Source organism: Lysinibacillus sp. 38-6 (genome assembly GCF_046245175.1).
Classification (GTDB): Bacteria; Bacillota; Bacilli; order Bacillales_A; family Planococcaceae; genus Lysinibacillus.
Genome location: NZ_CP176417.1, coordinates 584,799 through 601,647 on the forward strand (window position 1 = coordinate 584,799; position 16,849 = coordinate 601,647).

The 16,849-nt window shown below is 38.2% G+C and carries 12 protein-coding genes and 1 other RNA gene; 11 read left to right on the forward strand and 2 right to left on the reverse strand.

All coding sequences use genetic code 11. From position 1 onward, the window contains the following. Positions 1-112: 112 nt before the first annotated feature. Positions 113-2,776, reverse strand: a complete 2,664-nt coding sequence (locus tag ACKVEV_RS03060; RefSeq protein WP_409368928.1) for a PBP1A family penicillin-binding protein — start codon at positions 2,774-2,776, stop codon at positions 113-115. Beyond that, positions 2,773-3,423: a Holliday junction resolvase RecU gene (recU, locus tag ACKVEV_RS03065; protein WP_409368929.1), complete on the reverse strand. Its 651-nt coding sequence runs from the start codon at positions 3,421-3,423 to the stop codon at positions 2,773-2,775. The genes ACKVEV_RS03060 and recU overlap by 4 nt, the downstream gene beginning before the upstream one ends. 383 nt (positions 3,424-3,806) lie before the next feature. Between recU and ACKVEV_RS03070 the strand changes: the two genes are divergently transcribed. From ACKVEV_RS03070 to ACKVEV_RS03120, 11 genes are all read left to right on the forward strand, one after another. Next, complete coding sequence (locus ACKVEV_RS03070) at positions 3,807-4,001, forward strand: hypothetical protein (protein WP_024363367.1); 195 nt, start codon at positions 3,807-3,809, stop codon at positions 3,999-4,001. A gap of 260 nt (positions 4,002-4,261) precedes the next feature. Next, on the forward strand, positions 4,262-4,645 hold the full coding sequence (locus tag ACKVEV_RS03075) for a YppE family protein (RefSeq protein ID WP_409368930.1): 384 nt from the start codon (positions 4,262-4,264) through the stop codon (positions 4,643-4,645). Then, positions 4,620-6,896, forward strand: a complete 2,277-nt coding sequence (locus ACKVEV_RS03080) for a DEAD/DEAH box helicase (protein WP_409368932.1) — start codon at positions 4,620-4,622, stop codon at positions 6,894-6,896. The genes ACKVEV_RS03075 and ACKVEV_RS03080 overlap by 26 nt, the downstream gene beginning before the upstream one ends. A 435-nt stretch (positions 6,897-7,331) precedes the next feature. Continuing rightward, the gene (locus ACKVEV_RS03085) at positions 7,332-8,579 is read left to right on the forward strand and encodes a ribonuclease H-like domain-containing protein (RefSeq protein WP_409368933.1); all 1,248 of its coding nucleotides are present in this window, start codon (positions 7,332-7,334) and stop codon (positions 8,577-8,579) included. 121 nt (positions 8,580-8,700) lie between these two features. Beyond that, a complete protein-coding gene (gpsB, locus tag ACKVEV_RS03090) occupies positions 8,701-9,000 on the forward strand; it encodes a cell division regulator GpsB (protein ID WP_409368934.1) in 300 nt (99 codons plus the stop codon). Positions 9,001-9,059: 59 nt separating this feature from the next. After that, an RNA gene (gene rnpB / locus ACKVEV_RS03095) (RNase P RNA component class B) lies at positions 9,060-9,438 on the forward strand. 284 nt (positions 9,439-9,722) lie between these two features. Beyond that, positions 9,723-11,462 (forward strand): EAL domain-containing protein, encoded by a 1,740-nt coding sequence (locus ACKVEV_RS03100; protein ID WP_409368935.1) that lies wholly within the window; start codon positions 9,723-9,725, stop codon positions 11,460-11,462. A 3-nt stretch (positions 11,463-11,465) separates the two neighbouring features. Further along, a complete protein-coding gene (locus ACKVEV_RS03105) occupies positions 11,466-12,602 on the forward strand; it encodes a class I SAM-dependent RNA methyltransferase (protein ID WP_409368937.1) in 1,137 nt (378 codons plus the stop codon). 84 nt (positions 12,603-12,686) lie between these two features. Beyond that, positions 12,687-14,594, forward strand: a complete 1,908-nt coding sequence (locus ACKVEV_RS03110) for an ATP-dependent DNA helicase (RefSeq protein WP_409368938.1) — start codon at positions 12,687-12,689, stop codon at positions 14,592-14,594. 225 nt (positions 14,595-14,819) lie between these two features. Next, entirely contained in the window at positions 14,820-16,250 is a 1,431-nt protein-coding gene (locus ACKVEV_RS03115) for a sensor histidine kinase (protein WP_409368939.1), read from the forward strand. Then, the gene (locus ACKVEV_RS03120) at positions 16,243-16,821 is read left to right on the forward strand and encodes an ANTAR domain-containing response regulator (protein WP_409368940.1); all 579 of its coding nucleotides are present in this window, start codon (positions 16,243-16,245) and stop codon (positions 16,819-16,821) included. Before ACKVEV_RS03115 ends, ACKVEV_RS03120 begins: the two co-directional genes overlap by 8 nt. Positions 16,822-16,849: the final 28 nt, after the last annotated feature.

Genomic DNA, 16,849 nt, shown 5'->3' on the forward strand with positions numbered 1-16,849 from the left:
CATAAGCGGACAATCTTTTTCTTTACAAAAGATGATGCTTCCAAATGAAAAAACAGGTGTAGAAAACATTACGTTTTCTACACCTGTTTCAATTTAGGGGAACTATAATGTGTTATTCCCCATCATCATTATCTTCGTTCGGTACTACAGGATCGGTTGGCGTTACAGGTGGTTGGTTGTCGTTATTGTTGCCGTTGTTTCCACCATTTCCATTATTGCCGTTCCCGTTATTGCCATTATTCCCGTTGTTGCCGTTGTTTCCATTGTGATTACCGTTGTTCCCGTTTTGATTACCATTATTTCCTTGATCAGGTTTTGATGGTTGCTCAATATCCGGTTCGTCTGGATCATCTGTTTCTAAATCCTCATCGGTCATGCTCGTTATCTGGAAGGTTGTTGTTCCAGGTTCACTGCGTGTATCATCTACAATGGCTACGACAGAAATCGTATAATTGCCCTCTTCTAGTGTATTGCCAACTGTTAGTCCTTTACTTTCAGTTGTTCCAAGTACCACCGTTTCTCCACCTTCTCGTGTAGCAGATACTTCGAATGTAGTTGGCATTGGTTCATCTGTTTCTGGGTCAAGAATTGCATCATGTTCCCAGCTAATATTGATGGATTGACCAGCTAAGTCTAGACTTGCACTTACATTGTAAGGTGTAGCAAGCTCAGGCGCTTCATACTCAGTTGAAACTTCTGTCGGTTCTGTACCACGAACAAATAGCTCTGTTTGACGTAATTCACTTGGTGTATAGTCACTTGCTAATTTAAGTGGGCTTGAACCTACTTCAATCGTAGCTTCTACAACCGAGCTTGGTTTTTTGAAACGTTCTGTTTCAACATCCGCAGAAATGTCACGCATTATTTTTTTAAATAACTGTTGAGGTAAACGACGTTCATCCCATGTTGTAATAGGGTCAGAACGGTTTTCGTAACCACTCCAAATAGCGATGGAGTAATTAGTTGTGTAACCAGCAAACCAGGAGTCTGGCACACTTGTACTTGGTAAATTATATTTGTCAAACTCCTTGTTTGAGTAGTTAGTAGTACCAGTTTTACCAGCAATATCTAAGCCGGATACATTGGCAGCTGTACCAGATGCATCTGGTTTATTGCTGACAACATCACGCAACATGTCTGTTACCATATACGCCGTATAATCTTCCATCGCAACAGTAGATTCTGGTGTATAATCTTTCGATGATTTGCCATCACGATAAACAATTTTTGTAATAGCATAAGGGTCTGTATAAACCCCGTTATTACCAAATGCCGCATAAGATGCTGCCATTTGAATAGGAGACATTGTAATGTTACCGCCACCAATGGCATCTGACTCGACAACATTCTCTGTATCAATACCTAAACGACCAATAAACTCTTTCGCTTTATCGGCGCCAACTTCTTTAAATGTTTTAACTGCTGGGACGTTTCGGGAAGCATATAACGCTTTACGTGCTGTCATAGCGCCAAAATATTTACCATCCCAGTTTGTGATTGTTTGATTTGTTCCTGAATATTTCATTGGATCATCGACGAGTGTTTGACCTGTTGACCATTTTAAATATTCAATAGCAGGACCGTAATCAAGTAATGGCTTCATTGTTGAGCCTGGATGGTTCATTGTTAAGTCATCCGCATAGTTAAAGAGTCGGTTGCCGTAATTTCGTCCACCGCCAACTGCTTGGATTTGACCTGTTTTTGTATCAACGACAGCAACGCCCGACTCGATTTTTTCTGTTGGGAAATTACTATCATCGTTCATGATGTTTTCGACAATTTGCTGCGCGTTTGGATCAAGTGTTGTGTAAACTTTAATGCCTTCTGCCATAGCAGTGCCATCACCATTCTCCTCAAGCTCATTAATAACGATATCTAGGAAAGCATCGTATTTAGAGCCAGCAAATGATTGGCGAGTAGCATCGTCTGCAAGACCAGCTTGGATATCAACTTTTTTCGCTTCTTCCATTTCAGCCTTTGTAATTTTTTCATGCTGGTACATTAAACCTAAAACCGTATTGCGTCGTTTTTCAGCCAGTTCAGGGTTTTTTAATGGGTTGTAAGCGTTCGGACGTTGTACTAATCCTGCTAACAGCGCTTCTTCATCCAATGTTAAATCTTTTAATTCTTTGCCATAGAAATATTGAGCGGCTGTTCCAAAGCCATAGATACGGCCTGACATCAACATTTTATTAAAGTACATTTCAAATATTTCTTCTTTTGAATATTTACGTTCAAGCTGGAATGCAAGCCATGCTTCTTGTGCTTTACGCTTTAATTTTTTCTCATTTTGTAAAAATGAGTTTTTAACAACTTGCTGCGTTAATGTGGAAGCACCTTGTGCCCCGAAACCATCACGGAAGTTGGCAAGTATCGCACCACCAAGACGGTAAAAATCCATACCATGGTGTTTAAAAAAGCGAACGTCTTCTGTTGCTAAAATGGCGTTTACCATATCTTCAGGAATATCTTCGTATTTTACATATTTTCGATTTTCAGCACCGACTGTGGCGAAAAGATCACCGTTTTTATCATAAAACTCAGATGAAACAGGGTCCTTTAATAAATCTTCATTTAGCTCAGGTGCTGTGCTAGCATAATAAGCAAATACGCCAGCCCCGCCGACCAAGCCGACAATACCAATTAGAAGTATTGTTAGGACAATGCGCTTCAACCAAGTTTTGGCCGAAGATTTCGATGCTTTCGGCGCTTTCTTTTTATTTTTTTGAGCGAGAGCCTTTTGATGCTCTCCGCGTGTTTGACGACGTTCACTCATTTTTTAATCTCCTCACTTTCAGAGCCATGACTTGTTGCTTCAATGAACTGTTGGAGAACAGGTAAATAATCGATGCGCGGATAATAGCTTGTTGGAATTTCAAAAGCTTCCTTTTCAATGGTAGAAAAGGGAATCGATTTACGTCCACCACTGTCCATTGCTTGCCAGGCCTTTTGTAAAACTTCGTATGGCACTATAAAATACCGTTCAAAAGCTGAAAAACGAACGATAATAAATGCCACACCATTGTGATCCTTTACTTGCTGCATATGTGTCATTTGATGTGCGTGTATATTTTTTAATGGAAAGCTCGTCTTCGATGCAGTTTCCTTAGCATCAAAGTCAATATAATATCCATTCCAAACGCCATTATAGTCAGTTGTAGAGGGCGTTCGGAAATACGCCTCACGAATGACCGCAGCACTTCGTGAAGGATACTCTACTTTGACGATTTGTACGGGAACAGGTTTCTTATGAATAATAGCAAGTTGCCTTTTTACATAATAGTCGTTTGCTTCATTAATTTCATCTTCTAGCGTCTTCCCGCGATTACTATAGGAAAAATCTTTTTTATTCCCCTTACTTTGCGCTTTTTGAAGTGCTGGAGCAGGGGTATAAACTTTCCCATTTGGATAACGAATTGTCAATTTAGCTCACCCTCTATAATACTGCTATTATACACAATAGTTTACCATGATTTTTGTATAACTTCATCACAGTCATCACGTTGCGCTTTCACTACGTTTCCTATTGTTAGTAGATTGGCATGATTCGCTGTTCAAAGTAGAAAATTCGCCAATTATACAACGGCATTCGTCAATAAATTGCTAAACTATATGGAACTGTTTTTGGTAAAACCATTGAGAAATCGCATTTTTCAACGCTTTCATTTATCGTCCTTATTGTAAGCAATTTTATAAATTTATCGAAATACTTCTTCTTTCAGCTAACTTACGCTTATTTTGTCACGCATGAAGGTTATTTTATACATGCGAGGAATACATAAGTAAAGATAAAAGGGGGCGTTGTATTGAATAAATTAGGACAATTAGTTGCACAGTTGGATCTAGTCAATCAATTACTTATTACAAGGGTGTCATTGGAAAACAATGCACATAGCCTGCAATTTTTTATGCAGCTCAAATCTGTTAGCCAGAAAGTAAGCTTAGCAGAAAAGAACTGGCAAGTAAAGAATGCTTGTTCGCCTATTAGTAGTGAAAAATGATAGACTTTGGTACACTAATCTCATACCAATAAAAATGATTCAATGGATGCAATCATTTAAAACCTTTAGCAGGTGTTAGGAATTATAAAGAGATGCTTTCAAGTATGTGGGATGTAAAATATCGCTGGATATAACAGCGCGGCACACCATCTTAAAGCAAGCACTTTTTCTTTTCTAATCCATTGTTAACTTGTTGTAAAATACGAATACAAGCGACAATTATGTTTAAGGTACAATTGATACGAGATGAGGTGCGGAAATTGTTACTAATACAGCAAACTTCCATATTAATAGATGAATGTGAAAAATGTGTTGCACGCTTTTGGCAAATGCGTGAGGAGGATCGGGCGCCAGACTTTTTTGCAGAGGTCAAACCGCATGCAGATGCAATCCACCAACTATTAAAAGAGTGGCAACAAGAAGCGAATAATTGGATTCAACAAAATAAACCGAAATATATGCATACAGGACAAATTGCTTCAGCGGTTGAATCGATGGAGCAATTTGTTGTGCAATCATTTTATAAAGAAACGAGCAAAAAGCGTTTTTTAGATGCCACACATTCTACTTCCTTTACGTTAAATAATTTTTATCGCTTAGTGAAGGAGGCGCAGACGGATGTTATCGAAAAAACGGACGATTAGTGCCCTATTAAATGAATGGCGCTACGATGAGGAATTAAAAGAGCGCATTATGCATTGGCACACGTTAGAAGGGAGAGATGCTAAACTTGCACCTTTTCCGTCAAATTTACATCCTTCGCTCGTGAAAGCATTACATGCAAGGGGCATCAAGCAATTATATACCCATCAGCGAGAAGCCTATGATTTGGCGACTAGTGGTCAATCATTTACAGCTGTCACACCGACTGCATCGGGAAAATCATATTGTTATCATTTACCCGTATTACAGAAAATTTTAGAAGATCGCAATGCACGTGCCATTTATTTATTTCCGACAAAAGCGTTAGCGCAAGATCAGAAAAATGATTTGAATGAACTGATTGAACAAAGCGGCGAAGAAATATTAAGCTATACGTATGATGGTGATACAGCGCCTGGAATACGTCAAAAGGTTCGGAAAGCTGGCCATATCGTCATGACGAACCCTGATATGTTGCACTCAGGAATTTTACCACATCATACGAAATGGGTGTCACTCTTTGAAAATTTGCAGTATATCGTCATTGATGAATTGCATACATACAAGGGTGTGTTTGGTTCACATGTTGCGCACGTTATTCGCAGACTAAAACGAATTTGTGAATTTTATGGCAGTAAACCTGTTTTTATATGTACGTCTGCCACAATTAAAAATCCGAAAGAACTGGCGGAAAATTTAACGAATGATTCACAAGCTTTAATTGCCGATTCAGGGGCTCCGGTTGGCAAAAAAACATTTATTTTTTACAATCCACCAATTGTCCATAAAACGTTTGGCGTTCGTCGCAGTGCCGTTTTAGAAGTTAGTGATTTGGCAAAAAGACTTTATACGGCTGGTATTCAAACGATTGTTTTCGCGAAAAGTCGAGTGCGGGTAGAAATGATTGTTACCTATATAAAGGAACTGACCCGCAATAAGTTACAAGATGAGTCTGTGCGTGGTTATCGGGGGGGCTATTTACCTTCAGAACGACGGGTAATTGAACGGGGACTTCGAGATGGCACAATTCAAACTGTAGTAAGTACCAATGCGCTAGAGTTAGGTGTAGATATTGGGCAACTACAAGCATGTATTATGACAGGTTACCCAGGAAATATCGCGAGTGCGTGGCAGCAAGCGGGTCGTGCTGGCCGCCGTCAAGATGAGGCACTTATTATTTATGTAGCACAATCGACTGCACTGGATCAATATGTCGTCAATCATCCGCTATTTTTGCTAGGGAGCGAGCCTGAGGAAGCACGCATTTATCCTGAGAATATGTTGATTTTAATGGACCATTTAAAATGTGCGGCATTTGAGTTGCCTTTTACTACAACGGATACGTATGGCGAATATGAAATACAGGACTTGCTCGACTATTTAGCAGAAGAAGGCGTTGTTTTCAAAACGAGTGATAAGTGGCATTGGATGAGTGATCGTTTTCCTGCTCATGATATTAGCTTGCGTTCAGCGTCTCAAGAAAATGTCGTCATTATTGACATGACTGTACCCGCTCAAACAAAAGTAATTGGAGAAATGGATCGCCATAGTGCGATGACATTACTACATGAGGAAGCAATCTATTTGCACCAGGGCATCCAATTTCAAGTAGAAAAACTTGATTGGGAAGAAAAAAAGGCATTTGTGCGCGAAGTCGATGTTGATTATTACACAGATGCTAATTTAGCTGTGGAAATGAAAGTGCTTGAGGAAGATCGCAGTCGTCACTTTCAAGGTGGAACAATTAGTTTCGGAGATGTAGGATTAGTAGCACAAGCGACGATCTTTAAAAAAATCCGTTTTGGCACACATGATAATATTGGTTCTGGGCCGATTCATCTCCCGCCAGATGAAATGCATACAAGTTCATCATGGCTATCATTTTCTTCGCCATCAAAATGGACGGAGGCGGAGCTGACAGATGCGATGACTGGGGCAGCATACGCAATGAATGCCTTTATTCCATTGTTTATTCAATGTGATAGTAGTGATGTAGCAGTCGTACCACAGGTCAAGGCGACACATAACGAACAACCAACATTTTTCGTTTATGATAAATATCCCGGTGGCATTGGTTTAAGTGAAAAAGTGTATGACTTATGGGAGGACTTGGTGATGAAGTCCCAGCAACATGTTATAAATTGTCCTTGTAAATCAGGTTGTCCATCCTGTATTGGTGCACAAGAGTCAATTATTAATTCAAAAAGCAATGTTGTTAAGCTTTTTCAATTGCTAAACGGAAATCATCAATGATAGCAAAAGGGCTTGATAAAAATTATAGGTATTGCATTGGGGAACGACGCCTATTTTAACTCCAATGATTTGGTATCACGGGCACAATTTGTCGCCTTTATGTCTTGAGCAATGATGTAATAACATAAAAGCACATCCTCTCTTTTTACAAAAGGAAGAGGATGTGCTTTACTATTTAGAAAGAATAAGATATTTCTAGATTCTTTATTGATCGCGAAAGTTTTGAAAAATACACTTTTAAATACGAATAGCTCGTATATCACATTTTTAGTTATAAATGTGATTGAGGGTTGCGTTATACTTGTCGTGCACATTAGACGCTATCATGTCATCGAGGGAACGCACCCTAAACAATTACGAGGCACATATCCTAAAAAAGCACAATTTGGTGCAATAAGTATTAAAAATTTTACAGGCAGAAAATGAGTGAAGTCGATGTCTTACGAAAATAAAATACTAGAAATGAAAAAAATGCTAGGAAAAAAAACACCAAAAGCTGTTGCAAAAGAGCAACCAGCCTTTCAAAAACCACTTGCTCCAAATTATACGGATCAATGGGAAAAGGCAGGTCTGACACGAATCGACAATGATTTTGGTATCGTTTTTAAACGCCAAGTGCATTATCCTTTGCATTATCAGCACGGTCATTATCGATTGCAGACATTTTTTGACGCATTAGCAAAATGGCAAAATGCTGATTTTGATCATCCCTATGCATTAGCGAAAGATGAAAAAGTGCTGTTTTTTGATACAGAGACAACTGGATTAAAAGGTGTCGGGACGCAAATTTTCCTGTTAGGCTTTTTAGAATTGACAGACAACGAATTTGTATTAACACAATATGTTCTAGCTGATCCAGCGCATGAGGCAGCGTTGCTATTTGAATCAAAGCTTTGGCAAAAAACGGCGACAATTATAACGTATAATGGCAAAAGTTTTGACTGGCCGCAACTGGAAACTCGTTGGACACTTAATCAAAAAGTTTTACCAAAATTACGTACACAGCGCCAAATTGATTTACTGCATAGCTCGAAGCGTTTATGGAAAAATGATATGGAGCGCATGAAATTAAAATCGGTCGAAGAAGAGAAGCTTGGCTTTTCGCGCATCGGCGATATACCGGGCTATTTAGCGCCAATCATTTATTTAGATGCTGTGAAAAGCGGTGTGCCTGATGCCTTGCTGAAAGTGCTCGATCACAACGAATGGGATTTGCTGTCGCTCATTACGTTATATGTGCATTCTACAAACTTATTATTTGAAGAGGCGAGCGATGAATCAGCCCATACGTATACGAATATTGGGAAATGGTATGCTGATCTAAAAAAGAGCCCACAAAGTGTCAACGTTTTAGAAAAGGTAACAACACAATTTGATGCACGGCAAGCGGGCAATGCACAATTTTACTTAGCACTCCAACTTAAAAAAAATAAGCAATATAGTGAAGCAATCGATGCCTTTGTCGCATCACTTCATTTTATAGAGCCACGAAAAAAGTTGCAGGCATTAGAACAACTAGCCATAATCTATGAGCATCAACTTAAAGATATAAAACAGGCACTTTTCTATACATTAGAAGGTATACAACTGATTAATTCGACTGAGGAATGGCGAATGGAACAAAAACAAAAATGGGCAATTTCTTGGGAAAAGAGGTTGCACAGATTAGGAAATAAGCAATAATTTCCCGGGGAAGCGCAAGAAACGACAAGTTTAGCCTTACATTTGATGTTTTCAGACGATATAATGTTATGAAATATGCTATAATGAATTCGTGTATGTAGTGCGAGGAAGGGCGATGTGAATGGACATTAAATTAACTTCAAAAATGATTCTTGAAAAAGAATTTAAGAAAAATTTTAAAGGCTACAATGTAGAAGAGGTTGATTCTTTTCTTGACGAAATTATTCAAGATTATGAATCGTTTGAAAAGGTAGTTGCACAATTAAAAGAAGAGAATAGACAGTTAAAAGAAGAATTAGAAAACACACCAAAGAGACAACCACAACCAGCAGTATCAGCAGCTGGTACAACCAACTTTGATATTCTAAAACGACTTTCAAATTTAGAAAAACATGTATTTGGTAGTAAACTTTACGAATAATTTTTATCATTTACATTGTATTTATCATAAAACTCTAGTATAATCTTCGTATCATCATGAAATTCGAGTAATCGCTGCGACGCTAGACGTCGTAGAGGAAAGTCCATGCTCACACGGTTCTGCGATGGCCGTAGTGTTCGTGCTTACTGAAAAAATAAGGTAAGGCAGCTTAAAGCTGACGGCGGAAGGAAGACCTAAGTCTATATGATATGGTTGACACTTCCTGAAAGTGCCACAGTGACGAAGCTTGTTTGGAAACATACAAGGTGGAACGAGGTAAACCCCACGAGTGAGAAACCCAAATTATGGTAGGGGCACTCTCTTGAAGGAATTGAACGGATAGAGGGACAGAGTTCGCTCTGTAGATAGATGATTACTACCCGGTCGTACGAGGCGCAAGCTGTTTGAGTACTCGGGAACAAAACATGGCTTATTGAATTTTTTGATGCTTATTTACGAAACAACAAGCGCTCTCCAATTCGGTGGAGAGCTTTTCTTTTGAACTAATTAAAATAATATCTGTTACTTAATGATGTCTAGTCATGCGTGATATACGCCTGAGGGTAGACTAACACCATGTTGGTCATGCCTCTGTCGGTACGCTTCGAAGTCATAACATCACAGTAATCGTTATAGACGGACATACATACCTACTTAAAAGTGTAGGAACGCGCTTTTCAAAAAAATAAGGGTAGTATCGATAGATAGGATGGAGCGGAAACATGGGCGAAGTAATTAATAATCTGGAGAAGATTAATTCGATTTCTAAATACCCCACTTCCTTACTGAAGAAAATTTTTGAAAATGTATCTGAAGGCATTATGATTACGGATAAACATAAAAAAATAGAGATGGTGAATCCAGCATTTGAATTCGTTACAGGCTACAAAGGCGATGAAGTGATGGGAAAAACGCCCGCGGTGTTGCAGTCAGGTGTACATGAGTTATCTTTCTATTTGACAATGTGGGAAAAGATACGACAAGAAGGAATTTGGCAAGGAGAAATTTGGAATCGTCGTAAAACAGGAGATGTGTATCCTGAATGGTTAACAATTGTTAGCATTACCAATGATATAGGAGAAATCACAAACTACTGTGGTATTTTCACAGATTTATCTGAAAGAAAAATAGTAGAAAATGAACTAGAAAAACGTTTGTTAACTGATTCCTTAACAGATGTATCGAATCGATTTGCCTATATTGAGAGAATGGATAGCTTACTAGAATCGTCTTCTACTATTTCTCATTCAATACAACATGCAGTCTATTTCCTTGATTTAGACAGATTTAAACAAATAAATGATACGTTAGGCCATGCAGTTGGAGATACGATCCTTAAAGAAGCAGCAAAACGTATCCAAACATTGCTAAAAAACAAAGATATCATTGCAAGGTACGGTGGAGATGAATTTATCGTTACATTAACGAATGTAAAAAATGTTCGAGAAGCAGCGAAATTTGCAGAACAAATTATTGGCATTATTGAACAACCGATGAATATAAATGGACAAGATATCTTTATTTCTACGAGCATTGGTATTAGCATGTATCCTGTTGATGGGGTAACTTCTGAGCAACTCATTACGTGTTCAGATAAAGCAATGACATATTCTAAAAAGAATGGTCTGAATGGCTATTCCTTTTATTTTGATGAATTGCAAACGGACTCTCAACGTGTCCTATTGCTGGACTCAGAGTTACGCAGAGCTATAGAAAATCGCGAATTTGAGCTACATTTCCAGCCGAAAATTACGGTGGAAAATGAACATATACAAGGACTAGAGGCACTTGTTCGTTGGCATAATGAGCGACTCGGATTTGTTTCTCCAGCAGAATTTATTCCGTATGCGGAGGAAACAGGTCTTATAATTCCTTTAAGTGAAGTCATACTTGAAAAAGCTTGTGAAGCAGTTATCAAATTACAACAATTTGGTCGTAAAATACCGATTGCGATTAATATTTCAAGCATTCACTTTAAACAGCAAAACTTTTTAGAATCGATTCAAGCAATATTAGAACGCTATAATACGTCAGCAAACAATTTTGAAATAGAAGTGACAGAGCGTACAGTGATGAATAGTGCAGCGGAAACGGTCAGCAAACTGGTCCGACTAAAGCAACTCGGTTTTAAAATCTCGATTGATGATTTTGGAACGGGCTATTCATCTTTAAGCTATTTAGTTCGATTCCCGCTCGATTGTTTAAAAATCGACCGCAGCTTCATTCAACATATTACTTCGCTCGATGAAAAACAAGCAGTTGTGGATGCGATTATTCAAATGTCGCATCGCTTGAAAATGAAAGTTGTGGCAGAAGGTGTAGAACAAGCGCAACAAGTGGATATACTACGGAAAATGAACTGTGATATTATCCAAGGCTATTATTACAGCAAACCATTACCACTTCCCGAATTGCTGGAGTATATGGAGTATTGGGAAATTGAACATCAAGGAAGGAAATAAAGTATGGCAAACTATAAATTAGTAGCAACAGCTGCAATGGGCTTAGAATCGATTGTAGCACAAGAAGTAAAAGCACTTGGCTACGACACGACAGTCGACAATGGCAAAGTTTATTTTGAAGGTGATGAAACGGCCATCGCACGTGCAAACTTATGGCTACGTGTAGCAGATCGAGTGAAAATTGTTGTAGGACAATTCCCTGCAAAGACTTTCGAGCAATTGTTTGAAAGCGTTAAGGCACTACCTTGGGAAAAATATTTACCAGTAGATGCATCCTTCCCTGTATCGGGAAAATCAGTGAAATCCAAATTATTTAGTGTACCAGATTGCCAAGCGATTACGAAAAAAGCAATTGTAGAGCGTTTGAAGCAGCATTACAAACGACTTGGCTTTTTAGATGAATCGGGTGCAACATACAAAATTGAAGTTTCAATTTTAAAAGATGTGGCTACACTTACCATTGATACTTCTGGCGCTGGCTTACATAAGCGTGGCTACCGACAAGCGCAAGGGGAAGCACCATTAAAAGAAACGTTAGCCGCTGCGCTCGTTCAAATATCTAAATGGAATCCAAATCGTCCATTTGTAGACCCATTCTGTGGTTCGGGTACGATTGCCTTAGAAGCAGCGATGTATGGTCAAAATATTGCACCAGGCTATAACCGAGAATTTATTTCAGAAAGTTGGCCATGGATGAAAGCAAACATTTGGGATGCTGTGCGAGATGAGGCAGATAGCATCGCTAATTATGACCAACCACTTGAAATTATTGGTTCAGACATTGACCACCGCATGGTAAGTATTGCGCAAGAAAATGCCCTTGAAGCAGGTTTTGGTGACATCATTACGTTTAAACAAATGCAAGCTCGTGATTTTACAACACTGCTTACAGATGGCGTGATGATTGGTAACCCACCATACGGAGAGCGTATTGGTGATGTTGAAGTTGTGGAGCAGGTGATTCGTGATTTAGGACAAGTCATGAAAAACTACCCAACTTGGTCAGTATACATGCTGTCTTCCATGAAAAACTTTGAAGAATTATACGGTCGTCAAGCGACGAAAAAACGTAAGTTATTCAATGGATTTATTGAAACGAATTATTATCAATACTGGGGACAAAAGTCTAAACGAGACTAACGAGCGCAACGGGAGATGAGATTTTTTCTTATCTTCCGTTTCGTCGCGTATAATAGGAACAGATTGTAAGAGGGGGAACGTCAATTGCGTAAATCTTTACCATTTGCATTAACGAAGGATCGCTCATTTTTCGAGTCATTAGGTGACTGGATGGGTGACGTCCTTTACGATGAATTACCGGAGAAAGGATTTGAGTGCCGTGATGAGCAAATTTTCATGGCTTATCAAATTGAACAGGCATTAAAAGAGAAAAATGTATTATTTGCAGAAGCGGGAGTAGGAACAGGAAAAACAATTGCCTATTTACTACCTGCTGTATCTTATGCACGCTATACAGGGAAGCCAGCGCTCATTGCCTGTGCAGATGAGACATTAATCGATCAGCTCGTAAAAGAGGGCGGCGATATTTATAAATTACAAAAAACACTCGGTTTAGAAATTGATGTACGTTTAGCGAAATCACGCGATCAATACTTATGCTTAAAGCGTTTCGAGGAGGCCGAAAAAGTCGAAACGGATGAGTGGATTGATGATATTGCTTTTTCAATTCCAGACGGCGTCTATGCACAAGGCTCGATGATAGCAGTGCAACCGTACGGAGACCGCAGTGATTATCCAACAGTGAGCGATGAAGACTGGAACAAAGTCAATTATAATGCCATTATGCAATGTTCAGTATGCGACCTGCGTAATCGTTGTGGGCAAACGTTACATCGTGCACATTACCGTAAATCAACAGACTTAATTATTTGCTCGCAAGACTTTTTAATGGAGCATTTAGCAACGAAAGAATCACGTGAACGTGAAGGACAATTAGCGTTACTACCAGAAGTATCAATGATGGTGCTAGATGAAGGCCATTTATTAGAATACGCGGCACAGAAAGCCATGACGTACAAAGTGCAAGCTAGAACAATCGTTCCGCTGTTAGAACGATTAATGGTAGACGGTGTACGTGAACGCACATTGTATGCAATGGAAAAGTTGCAAGACGATCACGAACTATTTTTTGATCAGCTACGTGATGATATTGTCGCTTCTGAAGAAGAACGTAAACGGATCAATAAATCAGCAACACTTTTAAAATATGGTAAACAACTGATTACAGATGTAGAAATACTGCTTGAAGAATTCGTCTTTGAATCAGAAATGTATATGATTCCAGAGTATGAGTTAAATATGGCAGAAGAATATTTGGAGCAATATCAAGCTTCACTGCGCATTTTTACAGCACAAGGCGACGCAGTCGATTGGCTAGAAGAAACAGATGGTGAGGAAACGCTTGTTATTATGCCGCGCCTTATTACAGAAGTGTTAGAAGAAAAATTATTTTCGAAAAAGCTTCCGATTGTATTCTCTTCTGCAACATTATCTGTTAATAAAGATTTCTCTTATATTGCTTATAGTTTGGGTATTCATCATTACCAATCATTCTCAGTACCTTCACCATTTGATTATGAAGCGGTGATGAGAATTTACTTGCATGAGTTATCTCAAAATAGCAAAACAGCCCGTGTCCAACAACTGTTGCGCGACGGTGAAAAAACATTAATATTGTTTAAATCAAAACAAGCGATGTTAAACTTTAAAGCAGAATTGCCGCTTATGGAACGGATGCATGTGGCGTTTGAGGGTGATCGTGAACTATCAGCCATCGTCCGTGATTTCCAAGAAGGGACAATTAAAACGTTATGCTCCTATCATTTATGGGAAGGGTTAGATTTACCGGAGGAAGCACTGACTCGTGTCATCATTTATGATTTACCGTTCCCTCCACATGATCCATTATTTGATGCAAAACGGACATTTGCTGAAAATCCGTATGAAGAAGTAGAATTACCATTTATGCAATTGCGTCTACAACAAGGTATGGGCCGATTAATTCGCACATCAAACGATCATGGTGATATTCATATTTTGTTAAATGAAGAAGAAGCGAAACAACGTGAAACATTTGAAAATATTTTAGCAGTGACACCAGAAATAAAGTAGAAAAAAGCGAGTTTGCCTTTACAAGGTAAACTCGCTTTTTGGTATATAAGTATAATAATTATCAAATAATGTCGAAAAAAGTGTTGAATATTTCTCTTTTAAACTTTATAGTTCTTTGTAATGCAATGATTTTTCTTCTTGAAAATAATTTTGCAAAAGGTTTATAATGATGACAAGAAATTTAAGGAATAGTCACGAGCATTGCTGAGTATTCTATGATAGGGGGTGGACCTGTCGAGCATTCAATCACTGTGTAGTAAATATACAAGCTTATCAGAGAGTGACATTGAGAAGTTAGTAGAACTAGAAACTACACTACCTTATTATGCTAAGTTGACAGATTGCTATATGTTCATAGATTGCTTGCTGGAAAATTTACCACATGCAATTGTTGTAGCAGAGGCATTCCCCACAAAAGAAATTGGTTTATACGAAAAATCGGTTATAGGCAAATTTGTCTTTGAAAGTTTTGAACCAGCGGTATTTGCAGCTTTTAAACATAAAGAAAAATCATCTATTTCAAGAGCTGTTACACAAGAAGGGATAACCGTTGAACAAAATGTTGTCCCGGTCTTTAATGACGATGGACAGGTTATCGCTGTGTTGATTCAAGAAAAAAAGGTTCAGATGCAAAGTGCCCCGAAAGATGAATTTCAAAATATGCCTTTTGCATTAATTGAGCATATCGTTGAACCAAATACGCAACCGATACCGGTTGTCTCTGATTTATTAGTAGAGTCCATTATTCTTACAAATCATGAAAATAAAGTGATTTATAGCAACCCTGCAGGTTACCGATTTATTGCAGAACTTTCAGGTCTTGAGCATTTTGACAATATTGCATTGAATATTATGTTACCTTTTTTACAAGAAATCTATGATAAAGGCGACGATGTCTTTTTCTTAGAAATTACGATAGAACGTAAATCTTTTATCGTTAAAAAAATTCCTATTCGCAGTCAAAATGAAAAAGTGACGCTACTTATTATTCATGATCTGACCGAATTAAAACTGAAAGAAAATGAACTAATGATGAAGACATTTGCTATCCGAGAAATTCACCATCGCGTAAAAAATAATTTACAAACGGTTACGAGTTTATTGCGTTTGCAAATGCGCAATGACTTAGCCGCTTCAAATGCAGGTGCTTTTCAAGAAGCGTTAAATCGAATATATAGTATTTCCTCAGTCTATGAGCTGATTTTAGAAAATGAGGATAATGCCGAAGAAAAAGTGGATGTGTTCGCATTGTCTAAAAAGATTGGACATAAAATGGTTGGGACGACCCATACACCATCCATTCAATTAGTGTTCCATAATGATGATATCCAGTTATATTGTCATGCTAAAAAGGCTGTATCACTTGCATTAATTATTTGTGAGCTAATCCAAAATGCATTAAAATATGCTTTTATTGATCGCGAGGAAGGTGTAATCGAAATTCAATTTTTACAAGATGCAAGTTCTATTTCACTTCATATTGTCGACAACGGCGTTGGCATGCAAGAGGTGAAGGCATCTTTCGGTATGGAGATTATTACAAGACTTGTTGAATATGATTTAGCAGGCACATTTACCATTATCCCTAGTGAACAAGGTACACATACTCAAATTCAGTTTCCTGTAAGTGAGGAGGTATTTATCCTAAATGACTAGGAAAGTTATGATTGTCGAAGATGAATCACTTATTGCCATTGATTTGAAGTTTATGCTCGAAGATAATGGCTATGAAGTCGTTGCTCAAGCAAATAATGGAGAAACGGCGATTGAGCTAGCTTATTCACATAAGCCACAGTTGATTTTAATGGACATCAAAATGCCGAAGCTAGATGGCTTAAAAGCAAGTAAAATTATTGAACAACAGCTCGGCATACCAGTGCTTTTTATCTCAGCTTACAGTGAAAAAGAATTGTTATTGTACATGAAACAAGATAATATTTTAGGTTATGTTATGAAACCGTTCTCAGAGAAAAATGTCTTACCAGCGTTGGAAGTGGCATTTCATCAAATTGATAAATTCAACCGTCTAAACGGGGAAATATTGCATAAGCAAAGTGAGTTAGACAAGCGAAAAGTGATCGAACGAGCAAAAGGTTTACTGATGCAATCGGAAAATCTAAGTGAAGATGCGGCTTATAAAAAAATTCGCAATGAAAGCATGCAAAGTCAGCAGGAAATGGTAACCATCGCAAAACGCATTATTCATACATTACAAGTAAATAGTTGAAGCAAAGACGCTTTAAAGAGATTTTTTC

Bases quoted from the DNA above. Each gene is read 5' to 3' on its own strand.
- ACKVEV_RS03060 (WP_409368928.1), bottom strand. From the start codon at position 2,776: ATGAGTGAACGTCGTCAAACACGCGGAGAGCATCAAAAGGCTCTCGCT.
- ACKVEV_RS03080 (WP_409368932.1), top strand. From the start codon at position 4,620: ATGTTATCGAAAAAACGGACGATTAGTGCCCTATTAAATGAATGGCGC.
- ACKVEV_RS03085 (WP_409368933.1), top strand. From the start codon at position 7,332: ATGTCTTACGAAAATAAAATACTAGAAATGAAAAAAATGCTAGGAAAA.
- gpsB (WP_409368934.1), top strand. From the start codon at position 8,701: ATGGACATTAAATTAACTTCAAAAATGATTCTTGAAAAAGAATTTAAG.
- ACKVEV_RS03100 (WP_409368935.1), top strand. From the start codon at position 9,723: ATGGGCGAAGTAATTAATAATCTGGAGAAGATTAATTCGATTTCTAAA.
- ACKVEV_RS03105 (WP_409368937.1), top strand. From the start codon at position 11,466: ATGGCAAACTATAAATTAGTAGCAACAGCTGCAATGGGCTTAGAATCG.
- ACKVEV_RS03120 (WP_409368940.1), top strand. From the start codon at position 16,243: ATGACTAGGAAAGTTATGATTGTCGAAGATGAATCACTTATTGCCATT.